The sequence below is a fragment of the Idiomarina abyssalis genome (assembly GCF_900116625.1).
Taxonomy (GTDB): Bacteria; Pseudomonadota; Gammaproteobacteria; order Enterobacterales; family Alteromonadaceae; genus Idiomarina; species Idiomarina abyssalis.
On sequence record NZ_FPBE01000005.1, the window covers coordinates 88,391 to 107,791 of the forward strand.

The following is a 19,401-nucleotide window of genomic DNA, read 5'->3' on the forward strand; positions in this document are numbered from 1 at the left end:
TTAAAACGACTTACTGACAGTAACCCCAAAGCGACGAGGTTCACCATACTGCACGTAAGTTTCGGGGATGTACTCTTTACGTGGGTCATTACCAAAATAGAAGCCACGAATTTCATAGTCTTCATCTGTTAAATTACGACCCCAGAAACTGATACGCCAGTCTTGATAATGATAGTTCAACGCAAGGTGCAATACTGCCATGCTATCGGCTTTTTGGTTGTGCGAATCGGAGAAATAGAATTCATCTTTGCCGTCGGTCTGAATCACCCACTGGAAGTTCTCGCCGACCCAGCCCTCAAGGCCAATATTAAACTGGTAGTTAGGTGCTTGCGCCTGTTCACGGCCGGTCATGTCCGTACCGTCTTCCGTGACAAAACCGTCAATTTCGGTTTTTAACCAACTGGCGGAAGCAAAAACAGCCAACCAGTCAGTCAACTGATTTCGAATTTCTGCTTCCAGGCCATAACCCGTGCCTTCCGCTGCATTTTCGATATAACCGACAAAAGACTGATCGCGATTCACCCAACCTTTTAGCTGAACATCGTCGCGCCAGTGGTAAAACGCGCTAACCCGCGACGTTAAACGGCCATCGGGGCTACTACCTTTAACACCTAACTCAGTACTCCAGAGAATTTCGGGCGCGAAAGTTGCTCGCTCTAATAGATAGTTTTCTAATTCTTCCAGTCCCTGATCTTCAGCTTTACCGAGGGCTTCCCCGTTAACACCTCCGGCTTTATAACCGCGAGCTACTGTTGCGTACAGGTAACTCTCATCGGAAGCTTGGTAGCGCAGACTGAAATTCCCGCCAACCATTGTGTCTTCAGGTTCTGCCGTGACGCCCCGACTGTCCAGGTAGTCATTGTCATAACGCTCAACCCGCAAACCGGTAATGGTACTAACACGGTCAGTCCAATGCTGGGTCAACTCGCCGTACAGAGCACCGTGCTTGCTGTCATAATCGCTTTCAAAAATGGCCGGCACGCCTAAGTCCCAATTAAAGTAATCGCGGGTTAACTGTACCGACTTATCGTAGTAATACAGGCCCAGGACCCATTCACTGTCAATGCCAAAAAGAGCTTCAGGATCATCTGAAAGCCAGCGAACTTCGGCTGTTTTGTCGTCACGTTCACGGAAGTACGCGTCAAAAGAAGAATACTCCCAGCCCGGAGCGATACCTTCGTAAGTCCAGTCTTCATCGTAGGCATAACCCGTGTCGGCATCTAGCTGGTTAACGGACATTTCCAGTCGGCTGTTATCAAAGCCCAGGTAACTCAACTGCAAACGCAGCGCCTGACTTTCTAAACGGTCAAAACCCGGCTCATCAGACAGAGTCTCGCGCGTGTTATCCAGACTGAAAGCGTCGTAACCATTATCAACATCGTTATAGTGCAGAACCGTCTGCAGCAACCAGTCTTTGCTAAGCTCAGTATCCAGCAGGAAGCGGGCACTTAACTCATCGCGCTGTTCAGTGTCTTCCTTATCCAGGTAAGTATTTTCCATATATCCGTCTTGCTGAAACTGGCTGACTGAGAAACGCGCGTTACCTAATGCCCCCAGGCTACCGCCCATGGCTAAACCACCCATGGCTTCAGAATAATTTCCCGCCGATAACTGAAACTCACCGTTGAAATCGCTGCTCGGTGCCGTGCTATCAAGCAACAATAAGCCGGCCATCGCATTCACTCCAAAGCGACCACTTTGCGGACCACGGAAAACTTCGACCTGATTAATATCGAAAAGCGATGCGGCACTGCCTAGTCCGCTGTAATCAATGCCATCAATCAATAAGCCGACAGACGGTGTCACCGGATCAACAAACTGAGAACGCTCGCCAATACCACGGATTTGAATGAAACGAGCCGTGGAGGTACCACCTGAGAAGTTTACGTTAGCGAAGCTATTCAGAGTGTCCTGTAAATGCTGAGAGTGACGCTGCTGCATGGCGTCTTTATCAATAATAGAAACACTGCTGGTGGTTTCATTTAAGGTACGGCGGTGAAAGTCACCACTCACTTCAATAATTTCTATGTCTTGCGTATCTTGAGTGTCTTCTGCAACATCAGCAAATACAGGTGACGTGAATAGCGCAGTAGTTATGCTGGCTGCCAGGTATGAATGGATTATTTTCATGGATCATTTCCTCAAAACAAAGTCAGAAACGATCCGGTAAGGCTGTATTAGACGGGTTTTCTACCATCCCTACGCCAGTATTAACCGGATCAGGTTTTAAGGGTTCGCTAATGCATCTCAGCCGTTGCCGGCACCCCTTGGTAAAGCGGCGTCAGTATAACGCAGCTTATTCGTTAAACAAATTTACTTTCAGTACAATTAAATGAAGGACAGGGCATCGCCGTAAAGATTATCTAACGGCACGCCTTTAGCCACAAAGTCGTCGCGGATAACGCGCACCATCTCAAAACGTCCAGCCATGTAAACTTCACAGTCCGACAAGTTTTTCTGTCTCGCCATAACCGCATGATGTACTAAGCCAATTGAATAAGGCCAGTCACCCGAAGCGTCTTCAACCACCGGATGGTAATCGAAATTCTCGTACTGCTCTGCCAGGCTCTCCAGCTTGTCATGCAAATACAGGTCGCTTAGGCTTTTTGCCCCCCAATAAAGGCTTAGTGATCGCTCTGGTGACAAGCGTAAATGATGCTGCAAAATGGAGTAAGCATAAGAAAACCCTGTACCACCGGCAATTAAAACCGCAGGCTGGGTACTTTCCTGACGATAAAAGGCACTACCATCCGGCGCATCAATCTCTAGTTCCCCGGCGGCGCGCACTTTATCCAAAACTTCCATTGCGTAACTGTTGTCCGGCGTAGCGCCAACATGAAGTAACCACTCACTTTTATCTGAAGGGCATGAAGCAATGCTAAAAGGCCGTTTGTCTCTTTCACCCATGACTACCATCAGATATTGGCCTGCTTTAAATTCAACCGGTTGCGGCAGTTGCAAACGCACTTCCCAAACAGCGTCTGCTAACTGGCGCGAAATATCGGCTTTACAGGTCATTTGTTGACTCATTCACGACTCCATAATGTTCAGTTCGTCCCAAAGCTGGTCGACACGTTGCTTAACATCGTCACTCATGACGATAGGCTCGCCCCATTCGCGGTCAGTTTCGCCTTGCCACTTATTGGTTGCATCCATACCCATTTTTGATCCAAGACCAGACACCGGTGACGCAAAGTCTAAGTAGTCAATTGGCGTGTTCTCAACCAAGGTAGTGTCGCGTGCCGGATCCATTCGGGTCGTCATGGCCCAAATCACGTCTTTCCAGTCTCGCGCATTCACATCGTCGTCGCACACAATCACAAACTTGGTGTACATAAACTGACGAAGGAACGACCAGACTCCCATCATCACGCGCTTGGCGTGGCCCGGGTACTGCTTTTTCATAGTGACTACGGCTAAACGGTACGAACAGCCTTCCGGTGGCAAATAAAAATCGACAATTTCAGGAAACTGTTTTTGCAGCAACGGAATAAAAACTTCATTTAAAGCAACGCCCAGCACGGCAGGTTCGTCCGGCGGACGTCCGGTATAAGTGCTGTGATAAATTGGGTCTTTACGATGAGTCACATGAGTCACGGTGAATACCGGGAACTCATCCACTTCGTTGTAATACCCGGTATGGTCGCCATAAGGCCCTTCCGGCGCCATTTCGCCCGGCTCGATGTAACCTTCAAGAATGATTTCTGCATGCGCCGGTACTTGTAGTTCATTACTGATGCATTGCGTCACTTCGGTTTTGCTGTCGCGCAGCAGCCCGGCAAAAGCATATTCAGACAAGCTGTCCGGCACCGGTGTTACTGCACCTAAAATGGTCGCAGGATCAGCACCTAAGGCTACCGACACAGGGAATTTTTCACCCGGATGCTGCTGACACCACTCCTGGAAATCCAACGCGCCGCCGCGATGCGACAACCAGCGCATAATAAGCTTATTCGGCCCCAAAAGTTGCTGGCGATAAATGCCTAAGTTCTGGCGCTCTTTATGTGGCCCTCGAGTTACCGTAAGACCCCAGGTCACTAACGGCGCTACATCACCCGGCCAACAATGCTGAATCGGCAACTTAGTTAAGTCAACGCCATCGCCACTCATGACCACTTGCTGACACGGCGCCTTTTTAATGCTTTTCGGCGACATACTCAGCACTTTTTTGTACTTAGGCAGTAAATTCAGTGCGTCACGAAAGCCTTTAGGTGGCTCCGGCTCTTTTAAAAACGCCAGTAACTTACCGACATCCCGTAAAGCGGTCACCGACTCCTGCCCCATACCTAAAGCCACCCGCTCTGGCGTACCAAACAGGTTAGCTAATACCGGCATATCGTGGCCTTTCACGTTTTCAAACAATAAGGCAGGGCCTTCGGCTTTTAAGGTGCGGTCTGATATTTCGGTAATTTCGAGGTAGGGGTCGATTTCTTGTTGGATGCGTTTAAGTTCACCGCGCTCCTCCAGGAGCGCGATGAAATCACGCAAATCTTGATATTTCATACGCCGCTTAGCTGTTGCGTTGACGTTTCATCGATTCGAAGAATTCGTCATTGGTTTTGGTCATCTGCAGACGGTCAATCAAGAACTCCATGGCTTCAACTTCGCCCATTGGATGCATGATTTTGCGCAGGATCCACATTTTCTGCAGCTCGTCCGGAGTCGTTAACAACTCTTCACGACGCGTACCTGAACGGTTGAAATCAATTGCCGGGAACACACGACGTTCAGCCAGCTTACGATTCAGGTGCAGCTCCATGTTACCGGTACCTTTAAACTCTTCGTAGATGACTTCGTCCATCTTCGAACCGGTATCAATTAGAGCCGTTGCGATAATGGTTAAACTACCACCTTCTTCCACGTTACGAGCCGCACCAAAGAAACGCTTCGGCTTATGCAATGCGTTAGCGTCCACACCACCGGTTAACACTTTACCGGAACTTGGAATAACGGTGTTATAAGCACGGGCTAAACGAGTAATTGAATCCAGCAGAATCACCACGTCTTTTTTGTGCTCAACCAGGCGTTTCGCTTTTTCGATAACCATTTCCGCTACCTGAACGTGACGGCTGGCAGGTTCATCAAAGGTTGAGGCAACCACCTCACCATGCACCAGGCGATGCATTTCGGTAACTTCTTCCGGACGCTCATCAATCAATAGAACGATCAGTTCAGCATCCGGGTGGTTCGCCGCAATTGAGGTCGCAATATTCTGCAATAGTAAGGTTTTACCCGCTTTTGGTGGCGCAACAATAAGACCGCGCTGGCCTTTACCGATAGGGGCAGATAAGTCCAGTACCCGTGCAGTGATATCTTCTTTACTGCCGTTACCACGCTCTAGATGAAAACGCTCTTCCGCGTGCAGCGGTGTTAAGTTTTCAAATAAGATTTTATTGCGGGAGTTTTCAGGCTTGTCGAAGTTAACTTCGCGAATTTTCAGCAGGGCAAAATAACGTTCACTGTCTTTCGGTGGGCGAATTTTCCCGCCGATAGTGTCACCCGTGCGCAGGTTAAAGCGACGAATCTGGCTTGGGGAGACGTAAATATCGTCCGGACCAGCCAGGTAAGACGAGTCGGCTGAACGCAAGAAGCCGAAGCCATCCTGCAGAATTTCCAGCACACCGCCACCGTGAATGTCTTCACCACTTTTAGCATGCGCTTTTAAAATAGCGAAAATGATGTCTTGCTTGCGCAAGCGGGCCATATTCTCAAGGCCCATTGAGTCCGCGAGCTGAACTAGCTCGTTTACGGGTTTGTCTTTAAGTTCTGTTAGATTCATAGGAGGGTTTTCGAGTTATCGATTGAACACAAAGCCTTTTTTAATTTGACTCTAGAAAGTAAAACAATTGGAACTTTCGGAATTCGCGAAGTGCGAAACCAGAAACAGAAGTTTCATTTTAAAACAGGCTAACCGGTGGAGTTGGTGAACCCGTATGAACAGTTAATGAGCAGAAGTTATCACCAAAAAAGCAATCCGTCCAGTTTTCTCAACAAAAACGGCGCATAACGCGCCGCTTTTTGACAATCATTAAATATGCTGCTCAAGGAACTCGGTTAACTGAGCACGTGATAATGCGCCCACTTTGGTTCCAACAACTTCACCGCCTTTAAACAACAATAACGTTGGAATGCCACGAATGTTGTACTTAGGTGGTGTTTGTTCATTATGGTCGACATTCAGCTTGCCGATAACCAATTTGTCAGCGTATTCGCTGGCAATGTCATCAAGAATAGGCGCTACCATTTTACATGGTCCACACCACTCAGCCCAAAAGTCGACTAATACGGGTTTATCGGAATTAATGACATCAGCATCAAAACTGTCATCACTTAGCTGAACTATTGCGTCACTCATGGTACTCTCCGCTACTTTCTTCGCGTGGAAATATTAGAATAGTATTATTTCTGTTTTTGAATACAAGCGCAAACTGATATGCTTATAACTTATGACTAAAACACATCTTACAGAAACTCGCTTTGCTGATTTGGCGCTTCACCCCAAAATCCAGCAAGCAATATCCAGTGCCGGATTCGAGTATTGTACTCCAATTCAGGCGTTAAGTCTGCCTGTTGCTCTCTCTGAGCGTGATGTTGCCGGCCAAGCCCAGACAGGTACAGGAAAGACCTTGGCATTTCTGCTGGCTACTTTCAACCGCTTAATGCAGAACGAATCGTCCGAAAAAACAGAATCGGGGCCGCGCGCACTCATTATGGCTCCTACTCGCGAACTGGCTATTCAGATAGCGCACGACGCCGATGCTCTTATTGAGCACTGTGGTTTGAAAATGGGCGTTATCTATGGCGGCGAAGGTTACGAAGGCCAAAAAGAGCAGCTAGCTTCACAACCCGACATACTGGTTGGTACCACAGGGCGACTTATCGATTTTTATAAGCAAGGTCTGTTCAGTCTCAACGACATTGAGGTTGTGGTTCTGGATGAAGCCGATCGCATGTTTGACCTTGGCTTTATCGATGACATTCGTTATTTGTTGCAGAAAATGCCGGAACCGGCCAAGCGCTTGAACCTGCTGTTTTCAGCCACGTTGTCTTATCGTGTTCAGGAACTGGCTTACGAGCACATGAATGCCCCAACAAAGCTCGAAGTTGAGCCGTCGCAAAAAACGGCAACGCGAGTAACGGAGGAGCTGTTCTATCCTTCTAAGCCAGAGAAATTTCCGCTATTGCTTACGCTTATTGAGGAAGACTGGCCGGATAAAGCTATTGTTTTCGCAAATACCAAACATGGTTGTGAGAAAGTACACGGTTGGCTGGTTGCGAATGAACACCGCGCAGGTCTGCTCACCGGCGATGTCCCGCAGAAAAAGCGCTTACGCATTCTGGAAGACTTTGCCGAAGGTAAACTCGACTTTTTAGTCGCAACCGATGTTGCGGCCCGCGGTCTGCATATTCCCGAAGTGACGCATGTGTATAACTTCGATCTGCCTGACGACTGCGAAGACTATGTGCACCGTATAGGCCGTACCGGACGTGCCGGCGCCAGTGGTGCAGCTATCAGCCTGGCGTGCGAAGAGTACGTCTACAACTTACCGGCTATTGAAGACTATATTGGTCATACAATTGCGGTAACCAAATACGACCCTGATGCTTTATTGTCAGACTTAAGACGCCCTCGTCCTGTACAGCGTCGCCGTCGCCACAACTCCGGCGGCGGAGGCAAGGGTAAGCCTCGTGGTCGTCGCTCAGGACCACCGCGCAACGCGTCGTAATATGCCTGCAAAAAAGCGCAAACTCGCTGCCATCGACATGGGATCCAACAGTTTTCATTTGTTGATGGCAGAAGTTTCCATGACAGGGTTCTTCCCTAAACCCCGCATTTTAGCGCGTCATAAGCAAAAGGTTCGTTTAGCTGACGGACTCGATGAGAATGACAGCATCGACGACCCGGCTATTTCACGCGGTGCACATTGCCTGAATTTGTTTGCGAAAGAGCTTGAACGCTTTCAGCCACATGCCGTTAAAGCAGTGGCCACCGCTGCTTTGCGTAAAGCCAGTAATCAAGCACAGCTTCTTGAGAAATTTGAAGCTGTACTGGGCTCTCCCATTGAAATCATTACCGGTGAACGCGAAGCCGAATTGATCTATGCCGGCGTTTGCAGTGCTTCACAATGCAAAGACAAGGTCCTGGTTATTGATATTGGCGGCGCCAGCACGGAAGTTATTGCAGGTAACGGCTCCCGGGCCAATATTCTCAACAGTCTCGATATGGGCTGTGTGGTTTTTCAAAATCGCTTCTTTAAACAGGGGCGCATTGACAGCGAAAGCATTGAGCAAGCATCAAAAACCGCCGAGCAGTTACTTGCTTCCTATGTTGATGATTACCAAAAGCATGGCTGGTTAAGAGTACTGGGAGCGTCAGGTACCTTTCGTGCAATCAGTGAAATTGCGACTGCAGAAGGCCTGCAGGTACTAAGCCGGGATTGGTTAGGTCAACTGATTCAGCGCTGTATTGAACAGGGACAAGTGGAACGCCTTAATTTTGCCGGCTTAAGGGATGACCGTCGTGCTGTTCTAGTTGGTGGAATCACCATACTGTTTGCCGTGCTAAAAACACTCAATGTCGATAAATTTGAGGTTACTACAGGCGCGCTGCGCGAGGGGCTACTCGCACAGCTTGCCGATGAAATCACAGCTTAACGTTTCTTCTCAGCTAAGTGTTGGGCAACCGTTTTTGCAAAATAAGTGAGAATGCCGTCGGCACCTGCACGCTTAAAGCTTAACAGACTCTCTTCAATAACATCCTGACCTAACCAACCGTTAGTAATGGCAGCCTGCAGCATGGCGTATTCACCGCTCACCTGGTAAGCGAAAGTTGGGACACCAAAGTTGTCTTTAACCCGGCGCACAATATCCAAATAAGGCATACCCGGTTTTACCATAACCATGTCAGCGCCTTCCTGAATATCCAATGCTATTTCCTTTAGGGCTTCATCTGAGTTTGCAGGGTCCATCTGATAGGTCTTTTTATTGCCACCCTTCAGGTTACCTGCAGAGCCGACAGCATCGCGGAACGGACCGTAGAACGCACTGGCATATTTAGCTGAATACGCCATAATTTGAGTATTAATAAAGCCTTCAGATTCCAGCGCGCTTCGAATAGCACCAATGCGGCCGTCCATCATATCCGACGGCGCCACAACGTCAGCGCCTGCGCGCGCATGAGACAAGGCCTGCTTGACTAAAATGTCGGTAGTAATATCGTTCTGTACATAGCCGCTGCCGTCGATAATGCCGTCCTGGCCATGAGTCGTGAACGGATCCAGAGCAACATCGGTCATAACACCCAGTTCAGGAAACTGCGCTTTTATCGCTTTAACCGCGCGCTGTGCTAATCCGTTATCGTCATATGCAGCCTCTGCCATTTCCGACTTTGCCGATGCCGGCGTAACGGGAAATAATGCCACCATAGGAACACCCAGACCGACCAGCTCTTCACATTCCTGAAGCAGTAAGTCGATACTGACGCGCTCAACACCTGGCATGGAGCTGACTTGTTCGCGCTGGTTTTCACCTTCCAGTACAAACATCGGATAAATGAGATCATCAACACTTAACTGATTTTCCGCCACAAGCCGCCGGCTAAACTCATGACGGCGTAAGCGTCGCAGTCTTCTGCCCGGAAAAGCACCCTGGTTTATCATCTTTGACTCCTGATTAGTTACTGCACCGCAACTCGGTCGCGACCGTCATGTTTCGCGGCGTACAATGCGTCATCTGCGGCTTTAAAGAGTTCATCAACGTTATCAAAAATACGTGCACTGGTGGAGATAACGCCAACACTCAAGGTAATTTTAAGCAAGCCGGCATTGGTTTCAAACTCAGTTTCACGAACTTGCTCAAGCAATTGTTTTGCAAAAATCTCAGCTTCCTGTAAGTCGGTTTCAGGAAGAATGATGGCAAACTCTTCTCCGCCGTAACGGCACACAATATCAGCAGCACGCTTTGCATGTTTCTGCATTAAACTTGCCAGCTGCTGCAAGATTTGGTCACCTGCCAAATGCCCATGGGTGTCATTAACGGGCTTAAAGTGATCAACGTCAATCATTAATAACGCCAATGGCAACTCACGGCGTAACGTTCGTCTTAGTTCTCTATCAAGATGCTGCTGAAAGTAACGGCGATTATAAAGCCCCGTTAATGGGTCTTCAGTGTTCTTTTGCTCCAGCTCGGTATTTACATCCTGCAATTCTCTTAAAGCGACTTGCAGCTCAAATGTACGTTCATCAACGCTTTCTGCAAGCTCACGGTTATAGCGTTTCTCGGCCAGCAGCCGCTCTTTGCGTTGTTCGCTGTAACGTACAGCCAGAACCCAGGACAGCAGCAGGATCTCAATACCGGAGCCTATCATAATGGCATGGCGTTGAATGAACATGCTGTCAATAACGCCAAGGTATCCCAGCGAGTTAGCAACAACCGAGACCAGTAAACTGCACCAGGCCAGCGTGAAAATACGGGCGTAGACAAAGCCTTTACGCCACATGTAGGCGCCGACAAGTAACAGGAATAGACAACCCGGCACAGCCAGACTCAGCAGCACGTGGATACTGATTCGATAACTGGCAAAAATTGCAATTAACAGACTGATAGCGGACAAAGACGCCATGACCATGAGGCCGCGGCCCCATGTGTACCGATAACGCTTAAGTTCAAGCAGCTGATAAGCAAATAAGGCAGCCGTTAAAAAGGTTAAACTCCCGAATATGGGAATCCCTTTATCTTGCAAATACAGGGAATTAGGCCAAAGGTAATGGAAACCCAGACCCTCCAGCGACAACATAAGGCCGGCAAAAAATAAGGTATAAAGTGAGTAAACGCCAAACTCCGGTTCCCGTGAAGCGATAAAACCAAACAAGTTATATACCGCCATACAAAGCAAAACACCAAAGTAGATCCCTTCGGCTATCCGTCGGTTCATTTGCGTTTCAAAGAAACCAATTTCAGTTCGCACTGCAATAGGCAGACGCATAGAGCTTTGAGTATTGGTTTTTATGTAAATCTCACCGTTGGTATTTTCAGGTAATGGGACAGCAAACTCTGAAGTGGGTATCGGCCTCTCACCGAACGGTGCCGTGTCACCCATCTGGTAAGTTCTGACCCCTTCGGGCTGAATGATATAAATGGTCAGCTCGTCGAGTAACGGGTAGGCAATGTGCAGAATGCGATCGTAAGGTTTATTTTCAAGTTGAAAACGAAACCAATATTCGTCACTGGTATAACCAAAGGATGCCCGATCAGTCTCCAGTTTTGACCATTGGCTGGCTGACAAATTCCGGGCTGTTTCCAGGTCGAGCTTTTGCTCGCTGTGAGTATATTCAATGGCAAGTTCCGACTGGCTTGTCGGTAACAGTTGCGCCTGAGCTGTGGACACCAGGAGAACCAGCAGAACGAAAGCTGTCACTAACCATTTCAACACATTCAGCGAGAATGCTTTAGTCACGTTGTTCTCCCGGCCCGAAAAAGCGCTCAGTGTTTGCGTAGGTTAACTCTGCTAACTTTTGCGTTGATATCTGCAGATGCTTTGCCAGCGTTTCACCGATAACAGGTAACAATGCGGGCTCGTTCATTTTAGGACGCGGTTTAATGCCTCTGGGCAATAAAAACGGCGCATCCGTTTCCAAAACTAGTCTGTCGAGTGGCAAATTAGGCACCGCCGCTAGTAACTCCTGATTACGCCGCTCATCACACAGCCAACCGGTAATACCAAACCAGTGACCGCGCTCGGCATAGCGTTTCAGTTCATCGGCACCGCCTGTAAAGCAATGCGTTAAACATAAGGTGTTATCAGCACAGTATTGGTTAAGTAGCTCAATTTGTCGGTCAATGGCGTCACGTTCATGCAAATAAAGCGGCAGGTTGAGCTCATTAGCCAGTTCAATTTGCGCAACAAATACAGCTTCCTGCTCGGGCCTGGGAGAATAGTTGCGATTAAAATCGAGTCCGCACTCTCCTATAGCAACGACGCCAGGGTGCTGGGCTAACTCTTTTAACTTTTGTTTGTAGTCCGCAGGCGCTTCACCGGCATCATGAGGGTGAATACCTACAGTCATCACCAATTGCTCAGGAAACTGCTGACACAATTTAATGGCCTGTTCAGCCTCATCAATAGAGGTTGATATGATCAGTTGTTTCCGCACCTCTGCTTGCTGAGCCCTCAGCATGACGCCATCCAGGTCCTTCAGCAGTCGTTTATTGGTTAGGTTTACGCCCGCATCAAACCACATCGTCCTCTTCCTTTTTACCCGGCGTATACCAACGGCTGACTTGCAAGCCTAACTCGAACAACATCCACATAGGTATTGCCAGCAAAGTTTGAGAAATAACATCCGGAGGTGTTAACAACATTCCGATAGCAAAGGCCCCGACAATAATATAAGGCCGTTTTTTCGCCAGCGACTCCCGACTGCAGGTTCCCGTCCAAATAAGCAGCATAATGGCAACTGGTGTTTCAAACGCAATACCAAACGCGACGAAGATAGCTAAAACAAAGTCGAGGTAACGGGATATGTCTGTAGCTACTGTGACACCCTCCGGTGCTGCGCCGGTAAAAAACGCCATAGCAACAGGTAAAACCACAAAGTAAGCAAAAGCAATGCCGGCATAGAAAAGTAACGTGCTGGTGGCCAAAAGCGGAATCACTAAGCGCTTCTCGCGTCCATACAAGCCCGGCGCAATAAACCCCCACACTTGCCATAATAAATAAGGAACCGCCAGCGCCAGGGCTACCACCAGAGTTAATTTAAAGGGCGTGAAAAAAGGGGCGGCGACGTCTGTCGCTATCATTTGCGTGCCGAGCGGCATATTACTGAGCAAAGGTTGTGCAACAAAGTGGTAAATGTCATTGGCAAAGTAAGCCAGTGAAGCAAACACCAACAAAATTACCAGTATAGAGCGCAGTAACCGGTTTCTCAGTTCAAGTAAGTGGTCTAATAAAGGCGAGTCACTCATTCCGCACCTTTATCCGTGTCCGTTTTTGGCTTGTTGTCAGTTTCCGGCTTGTCTTTTGAATAAGGTCGCTGAACATCGGCTGCCGCGTTCCTTAGCTCAACCAGCGAGCGCTGCAGCTCCGGGCTTAAATTTTCCAAATCCTGACTTTCAGCTTGTTTCAAATGCTCGTGCAATTCTTTTATGCGCAGCTCATTATCGAGCTCACTTTGCACTTTTTGGGAGTATTGCCTGATACCAGATAAGGTTCTCTGAAAGCCGCGAATAGCTGACGGCAGGCGCTCGGGACCGAGCACCAGCAAGCCGACTATCGCTATAAGCAATAACTCCCAAAAACCAATATCGAACATCTACGACTTCCCGGTTTTATCCGAATCTGACTTGTCGTCATGCTCTTCTTTGTGTTGCAGAGAGTCGTCGTCTTTATCTTTGCCATCCGCTTCATCGCCCATGGACTTTTTAAAGCCCTTTACCGCATTTCCCAGGTCGGAACCCAGATTGCGAAGACGCTTGGTGCCGAACAGCAAGACAACAATGACTAACAGTATGAGGAGCTGCCAAGGTGATATACCCATTTTATTTCCTATCGTTTACGTTAAATAAGTTCACTATTTGTCGTTTTAGGCCGGGTGCGCCAGGCCATAATTCCCAGAATAACAGTGACGACTCCGGAGCCAATAGTAACCTCAGATAACTCGGACTGGTTCCAGAGTAATGTCGTACAAATTAAACCGCTGCCGGTTAATACCGTCCAGAACAGGGAGGTTGAAGCCTGCTTCTGAGTTAAAAGCTGTTGCCTGCGCAGCTGCCGTTCTCGTTCATCAATATTGTGTTGCTGGCGTAAGTTTTCATACAGCATCATTGGCATTTCAGGCAATTTCTCAGCCCAGTACGGCGCGTTCTCTTTCACCGAACGGACAATAGCACGCCAGCCCAGTTGCTCATTCATCCAACGCTCGAGGAATGGTTTAGCGGTTTTCCATAAGTCCAGTTCCGGGTATAGCTGGCGACCCAAACCTTCAATGTACAATAAGGTTTTTTGCAGTAAAACCAGTTGCGGCTGCACTTCCATCTCGAAACGTCGCGCCGTATTAAATAAGTTGATCAGCACGTGTCCGAAGGATATTTCCGCCAGTGGCTTCTCAAAAATAGGCTCACAAACCGTTCTTATGGCAGACTCAAACTCTTCAATATTGGTGTGCTTGGGTACCCAGCCTGAGTCAACATGAAGCTCCGCAACTTTGCGGTAATCACGGTTAAAAAAGGCCAGAAAGTTTTCGGCTAAATAGCGCTTATCGTCGCGGTTAAGGGTTCCGACAATACCGAAATCAATACCGATATAACGCGGGTTTCTGGGGTCATCTTTCGCCACAAAAATATTACCCGGGTGCATGTCCGCATGAAAAAAGCTGTCGCGGAATACCTGGGTGAAAAAGACTTCAACGCCCCGTTCAGCGAGCTTTTTCATATCGACACCACGAGCTTGCAGAGTCGCAATGTCGCTTACCGGAATACCGTCAATGCGCTCCATAACCATCACGTTATGGCGACTGTAGTCACTGTAAACCACCGGAATATAAAGCATGTCTGAGTTTTCAAAGTTGCGCTTTAACTGTATTGCATTACCCGCTTCGCGCATTAAGTCCAGCTCATCGAGCAAGGTTTTCCGATATTCTTTAACCACCTCTTTCGGCTTTAAGCGCCGCCCATCCGGTAAATGGTTTGCAGCTACCGACGCCAGAGTTTCCATTAGCTCCAAATCGGCATTAATAGTCTCGCGGATATCCGGACGAATGACCTTTATAACAATATCCGTTAACTCGCCGTCTCTTTTCTTCAGTTTACCGGTATGCACCTGAGCAATTGACGCCGACGCCAAAGGGGTTGTGTCAAAATCAGCAAAGCAGTCACTAATACTCTGTAAACCTAAGGACTTTTCGATAATACGCTGCGCTGCATGACCGTCGAAAGGAGGGACTTTGTCCTGCAGACGTGCCAGTTCAATCGCAATATCAGGCGGTAATAGATCGCGGCGGGTGGAGAGCATTTGACCAAACTTAACCCACACCGGACCAAGCTCTTCGAGCGCCAGCCTTAACCGCACACCCGCAGGCTTGTCTTTGTGCTTATTGGGTAACCAAAACAACGCATGACGTCCTAAACGAATGGTCCAGGGCAACCAGCGTGCAGGGATAAGATCATCTAACCCATAGCTCAGTAGTGTTTTGGTAATTTTATAAAAGCGACGCGTCCGCATCATTAACCCTTCTTCTCACGACACTGACGTTCAAGGCGCTCAATTTGAGCCCGCAGCTGTTGTAAATCGGTTTTAAACTGGTCAAATTCAGCTCTTACCGGTAATAGTTTTTTCTCTTCAGTTAGCACACCATGGACCCAGCGCTGCTGCTGTTGCCATTGTGTTTTTACTTGCTCGCGGCTGCGACGCCAAAGCTTACCCAACCAGTGTGCAGGCACGTCGCCTATGGTCTTCGCCAGTTCCGCTTCCCAGTCGACGTTTAATGACTTAAACAAGCTCACCACCTGTTGCGCCAGCATAGGGTCACCGTCAATATCCAGTAAATCCGCTTTGATCAGTCGCGTCAGGTTGGCTGTATCCTGCAGCTCGGGCAGTACACCCATTTCTGTTGCTATTCGGCAGTCTACATCGCTCTCATCCGACGTACTGAGCTGCACACCGTGGGTGTCCACACTCACGGTAATTTCAAAAGGCAGCTCTTTCAGATGAAAGCGCAGACGCTTTCCGTCCAGACGCTGCAAACGCTCCACCGACTCCGGGTCACGGTGCAACAGATTATTCGCTACCTTTTCAACCAACAAAGTTGGAATAAGCGGTAATAGCGTCATCAGAATTTATACCCTCGGTGCAGTGCAACCACGCCGCCAGTCATATTCTGGTAATCGACTTTTTCGTACCCGGCAGTGCTCATCATCGACTTCAGTGTTTCCTGATCAGGGTGCATGCGAATGGATTCCGCCAAGTATTGGTAGCTGTCAGAGTCGTTAGCAACAACCTGTCCCATTTTGGGTAAAATGTTGAACGAATAGAAGTCGTACACCTGGTTCAACGTAGCCGATACCGGTTTAGAAAACTCAAGAATTAATACACGTCCGCCAGGTTTGAGTACCCGCAGCATAGAGCGCAGAGCTTTGTCTTTGTCGGTGACATTGCGCAAGCCAAAAGCAATAGTAATAACGTCAAAGGTATTGTCATCAAACGGAAGCTCTTCCGCATCAGCCTGCACATAACGTACATTGCCAATAACGCCACTGTCGCGCAATTTATCACGGCCTACTTTCAGCATAGCGTCGTTAATATCGGCCAGTACAACTTCGCCCTCAGCCCCGACACGGCGTGAAAACTGCGCGGTTAAGTCGCCGGTTCCACCGGCAATATCCAACACTTTCATACCGCGGCGAACACCACTGCAGTCAATGGTGTAACGTTTCCATAAACGGTGAATGCCAAACGACATTAAGTCGTTCATGACATCGTATTTTGCCGCTACCGATTGAAAGACATCAGCGACCAGGCTTTTCTTCTGACTGCGGGCAACTTTTTGGTACCCAAAGTCAATGGATTCTTCGTTTTTATCGTTCATTTAACTATCCCGAACTGATTTTGTACTAGTGTACTTGATGATCACACCTGAGCATAGTGGTCACGACGCGGTAACCAGCGCTCAATTAACGCTTCAGCGCTTTGTGGGTAGTGCTCTAATACGTGCTGAGCAATATTTTGGGCTTCTGGTATTAACGCTTCATCGCGCTCTAAATCAGCCACTTTCAATTCGGCCAGGCCGGTCTGCCGGTGCCCCAGCAATTCACCCGGCCCGCGAATTTCTAAGTCTCGCTGTGCAATCACGAAACCGTCGTTACTTTCCCGTAAAACGCCCAGTCGCTGCTGCGCCGTTTGTGACAACGGACTGTGATACAGCAGCACGCAGTGACTGGCTACCGAGCCACGACCAACTCGTCCGCGCAACTGGTGCAACTGAGCCAGGCCCAGCCGCTCCGGGTTCTCAATGATCATCAGCGACGCATTAGGAACATCCACCCCAACCTCTATGACAGTCGTTGCGACCAATAAGTCAATGTCACCCGCTTTAAACGCCTGCATCACCTGTTCTTTCTGCTCGTGCTTAAGCCTGCCATGCACCAGGCCAATACTTAAACCTGGCAGCTGCTCCTGCAAGTCATTGGCGGTGTCTTCTGCTGCCTGACATTCAAGTACATCGGACTCTTCAATAAGCGTACAGACCCAATACGCCTGACGGCCTTCAGTGGCACAGACCTCCCGCACACGCTCCACAATTTGTTCCCGCCGGGTATCCGGAATGGCCACCGTCGTGACCGGTGTGCGGCCTGGTGGTAGCTCATCAATTACCGAAGTGGCCAGGTCGGCATAGGCCGTCATAGCTAAAGTTCGCGGGATGGGTGTTGCGGTCATAATCAATTGATGAGGATGCACACCAGCCTGAACGCCTTTTTCGCGTAATTTTAACCGTTGATGCACACCAAAACGGTGCTGCTCGTCAATAATCACCAATGCCAGGCTCTGATATTCAACATCCGCCTGGAACAGCGCATGGGTTCCAACCAGTAACTGGATCTCACCTTGTTTTAACTGTGCCAGTAACTCCTGACGGGACTTACCCTTTGATTTACCGCTCAACCAGGCGACATTAATGCCCAGCGGCATTAACCACTGACTAAAGGTAATAGCGTGCTGCTCAGATAAAAGCTCGGTTGGTGCCATTAAAGCCACCTGGTATCCCGCTTCAATCGCGGCCAGGGCACTGAGCGCCGCAACCAGAGTTTTGCCCGAACCAACATCGCCCTGCACGAGACGCATCATTGGTTGGCCTCGGGCCATATCGCTGGTAATTTCTTTCACCACTCTTGCCTGCGCGCCAGTGGGTGAAAACGGCAACTGCTTTAAAAATGCCTCTTGTAACGCACCATTGCCTTTTATGGTAAAGCCCGCCTGAGCCTGTCGGGACTGGCGTAACTGCAGCAAACTTAATTGATGCGCAATAAGTTCTTCCGACGCCAGTCGCTGCTGCGCCGGATGCTCGCCTTGCTCCAACTGATGCAAAGGAACATCTACCGGCGGTCTGTGCAGAGTTAAAATCGCTTGTTCGAGAGAAAGTTGATGGGGCCTTAATTTTTCCGGCAGAAGCTCGGGCAAAGAGCCAGGCTGAAGATACGTCAGTGCCTGCTCAATGATCTTACGCAATAGCCCTTGAGTCACACCTTCTGTCATTGGGTAGACTGGTGTCAGGGTTTCCTGCATATTCAATGGCTCACCGGCTTTGACCACCCGGTATTCCGGGTGGATCATCTCCCAGCCGGTCATGCCGCGGCGCACTTCACCAAAAGCTAATAAATGCGTGCCTTGAGCAAACTGTTTCAACTGCGCTGCGCTGAACTGAAAAAAGCGCAGACTGATACTGCCGGTTTCATCGCTGGCCTGACAAATCAGCATGCGCTTACGGCCGTACTTAATATCGGCATGCCGCACCGTGACCAAAACATTGGTTGCCACACCAGCACGCAAATTTGCAACGTCGGTCACTTGGGTACGGTCTTCGTATCGCAGCGGCAGGTGCAACAGTGCATCGCTGACAGAGGCTAAGCCCAGCTTGCGCAGCTTAACCGCAACCTTTTCGCCCACACCTTTAAGTACCGTCAGTGGAATGTGCTGCAGTCCTTTTACCGCCACCTTTACTCCTTATCTTGCACGCATCGCCAGCCACCAGGCTTCGTTCGCGACAATTTGTCCATTTTCATCCAACTCCGGATAAGGCATATTCTTACGCTTGCATGCCTTGGCATAAATCGGATGACCGCCTTCAAACAGCACTCGGTGTCGTTCTTCGGCACTCACGTGCGTTTTATCGTACAAACCAGCCAGTTCACGCTGACGTTGCGCTTCATACAACATCACTGCGCCAGCTACAGAAACATTCAGTGACTGTACCATGCCCACCATAGGAATCATCACATGATGATCAGCAATATCCAGCGCCTCATCGGTTACGCCATATTTTTCCTGACCCAGTAAAATAGCGGTCGGCTTGGTGTAATCGACCTCACGGAAGTCTACAGAGTGTTCTGACAAGTGAGTCACCACCACCTGCATACCTTGTCCCTGAGTTGCCTCCAACGCTTCACCAATGGTTTTATGATTGTGAATTTTTACCCAATTCTGGCTTCCTAAAGCAGTTCCGCCGGACAACCTCGCCTTTTTGGTCAGCCATATCGCGTGCATTTCATGGACGCCTATCGCATCTGCCGAGCGAACCACCGCAGATAAATTATGGTTTTTATGCACGTTCTCCATGACAACGGTCAGGTCTGGCTGGCGTTTGTCCAGCATCTGGTTAATTCGTTGATATCGTTCAGGACTCATTGCTTTTT

General features: G+C 48.9%; 18 protein-coding genes and 1 riboswitch. Of the genes, 2 read left to right on the forward strand and 16 right to left on the reverse strand.

What is annotated here, in order from left to right; all coding sequences use genetic code 11:
• The 5 genes from BM359_RS09930 to trxA all read right to left on the reverse strand — a co-directional run bounded on the left by BM359_RS09930 (position 1) and on the right by trxA (position 6,355).
• On the reverse strand, positions 1 to 2,130 hold the full coding sequence (locus BM359_RS09930) for a TonB-dependent receptor (protein WP_054490139.1): 2,130 nt from the start codon (positions 2,128 to 2,130) through the stop codon (positions 1 to 3).
• 49 nt (positions 2,131 to 2,179) lie between these two features.
• Positions 2,180 to 2,278: riboswitch (TPP riboswitch) on the reverse strand.
• A 50-nt stretch (positions 2,279 to 2,328) separates the two neighbouring features.
• Positions 2,329 to 3,030 (reverse strand): NAD(P)H-flavin reductase, encoded by a 702-nt coding sequence (gene fre, locus BM359_RS09935; protein WP_054490136.1) that lies wholly within the window; start codon positions 3,028 to 3,030, stop codon positions 2,329 to 2,331.
• Positions 3,031 to 4,503, reverse strand: coding sequence for a 4-hydroxy-3-polyprenylbenzoate decarboxylase (gene ubiD, locus BM359_RS09940; protein ID WP_054490134.1), 1,473 nt, complete (start codon positions 4,501 to 4,503; stop codon positions 3,031 to 3,033).
• A gap of 7 nt (positions 4,504 to 4,510) precedes the next feature.
• Positions 4,511 to 5,779 carry a transcription termination factor Rho gene (rho, locus tag BM359_RS09945; RefSeq protein WP_011235587.1) on the reverse strand — a complete coding sequence of 423 codons (1,269 nt, stop codon included), beginning with the start codon at positions 5,777 to 5,779 and terminating at the stop codon, positions 4,511 to 4,513.
• A gap of 249 nt (positions 5,780 to 6,028) precedes the next feature.
• The gene (trxA, locus tag BM359_RS09950) at positions 6,029 to 6,355 is read right to left on the reverse strand and encodes a thioredoxin TrxA (protein WP_054490132.1); all 327 of its coding nucleotides are present in this window, start codon (positions 6,353 to 6,355) and stop codon (positions 6,029 to 6,031) included.
• Positions 6,356 to 6,446: 91 nt separating this feature from the next.
• On the opposite strand from trxA, the gene rhlB reads away from it, so the two are divergent.
• Positions 6,447 to 7,727 carry an ATP-dependent RNA helicase RhlB gene (rhlB, locus tag BM359_RS09955; protein WP_054490129.1) on the forward strand — a complete coding sequence of 427 codons (1,281 nt, stop codon included), beginning with the start codon at positions 6,447 to 6,449 and terminating at the stop codon, positions 7,725 to 7,727.
• Positions 7,690 to 8,655 carry a Ppx/GppA family phosphatase gene (locus tag BM359_RS09960; RefSeq protein WP_234972490.1) on the forward strand — a complete coding sequence of 322 codons (966 nt, stop codon included), beginning with the start codon at positions 7,690 to 7,692 and terminating at the stop codon, positions 8,653 to 8,655. Before rhlB ends, BM359_RS09960 begins: the two co-directional genes overlap by 38 nt.
• Here BM359_RS09960 and hemB read toward each other — a convergent pair.
• The 11 genes from hemB to trmH are packed head-to-tail and all read right to left on the reverse strand — an operon-like array spanning position 8,652 to position 19,393.
• Positions 8,652 to 9,659 carry a porphobilinogen synthase gene (gene hemB / locus BM359_RS09965; protein ID WP_054490125.1) on the reverse strand — a complete coding sequence of 336 codons (1,008 nt, stop codon included), beginning with the start codon at positions 9,657 to 9,659 and terminating at the stop codon, positions 8,652 to 8,654. The two genes, BM359_RS09960 and hemB, sit on opposite strands and share 4 nt — an antisense overlap.
• Before the next feature lie 17 nt (positions 9,660 to 9,676).
• A complete protein-coding gene (locus BM359_RS09970; protein WP_054490124.1) occupies positions 9,677 to 11,455 on the reverse strand; it encodes a sensor domain-containing diguanylate cyclase in 1,779 nt (592 codons plus the stop codon).
• The gene (locus BM359_RS09975) at positions 11,448 to 12,239 is read right to left on the reverse strand and encodes a TatD family hydrolase (RefSeq protein WP_054490122.1); all 792 of its coding nucleotides are present in this window, start codon (positions 12,237 to 12,239) and stop codon (positions 11,448 to 11,450) included. The genes BM359_RS09970 and BM359_RS09975 overlap by 8 nt, the downstream gene beginning before the upstream one ends.
• Positions 12,229 to 12,963 (reverse strand): twin-arginine translocase subunit TatC, encoded by a 735-nt coding sequence (tatC, locus tag BM359_RS09980; protein ID WP_054490121.1) that lies wholly within the window; start codon positions 12,961 to 12,963, stop codon positions 12,229 to 12,231. Before tatC ends, BM359_RS09975 begins: the two co-directional genes overlap by 11 nt.
• On the reverse strand, positions 12,960 to 13,310 hold the full coding sequence (gene tatB / locus BM359_RS09985) for a Sec-independent protein translocase protein TatB (RefSeq protein ID WP_054490119.1): 351 nt from the start codon (positions 13,308 to 13,310) through the stop codon (positions 12,960 to 12,962). Before tatB ends, tatC begins: the two co-directional genes overlap by 4 nt.
• Positions 13,311 to 13,535 (reverse strand): twin-arginine translocase TatA/TatE family subunit, encoded by a 225-nt coding sequence (gene tatA / locus BM359_RS09990; RefSeq protein ID WP_054490117.1) that lies wholly within the window; start codon positions 13,533 to 13,535, stop codon positions 13,311 to 13,313.
• A gap of 20 nt (positions 13,536 to 13,555) precedes the next feature.
• Complete coding sequence (gene ubiB / locus BM359_RS09995) at positions 13,556 to 15,217, reverse strand: ubiquinone biosynthesis regulatory protein kinase UbiB (protein WP_174507669.1); 1,662 nt, start codon at positions 15,215 to 15,217, stop codon at positions 13,556 to 13,558.
• Positions 15,218 to 15,219: 2 nt separating this feature from the next.
• Positions 15,220 to 15,825 (reverse strand): ubiquinone biosynthesis accessory factor UbiJ, encoded by a 606-nt coding sequence (locus tag BM359_RS10000; RefSeq protein ID WP_054490112.1) that lies wholly within the window; start codon positions 15,823 to 15,825, stop codon positions 15,220 to 15,222.
• Complete coding sequence (ubiE, locus tag BM359_RS10005) at positions 15,825 to 16,580, reverse strand: bifunctional demethylmenaquinone methyltransferase/2-methoxy-6-polyprenyl-1,4-benzoquinol methylase UbiE (protein WP_054490110.1); 756 nt, start codon at positions 16,578 to 16,580, stop codon at positions 15,825 to 15,827. Before ubiE ends, BM359_RS10000 begins: the two co-directional genes overlap by 1 nt.
• Positions 16,581 to 16,621: 41 nt before the next feature.
• Positions 16,622 to 18,703 (reverse strand): ATP-dependent DNA helicase RecG, encoded by a 2,082-nt coding sequence (gene recG, locus BM359_RS10010; RefSeq protein WP_054490108.1) that lies wholly within the window; start codon positions 18,701 to 18,703, stop codon positions 16,622 to 16,624.
• Positions 18,704 to 18,712: 9 nt separating this feature from the next.
• Entirely contained in the window at positions 18,713 to 19,393 is a 681-nt protein-coding gene (trmH, locus tag BM359_RS10015; protein ID WP_054490106.1) for a tRNA (guanosine(18)-2'-O)-methyltransferase TrmH, read from the reverse strand.
• Positions 19,394 to 19,401: the final 8 nt, after the last annotated feature.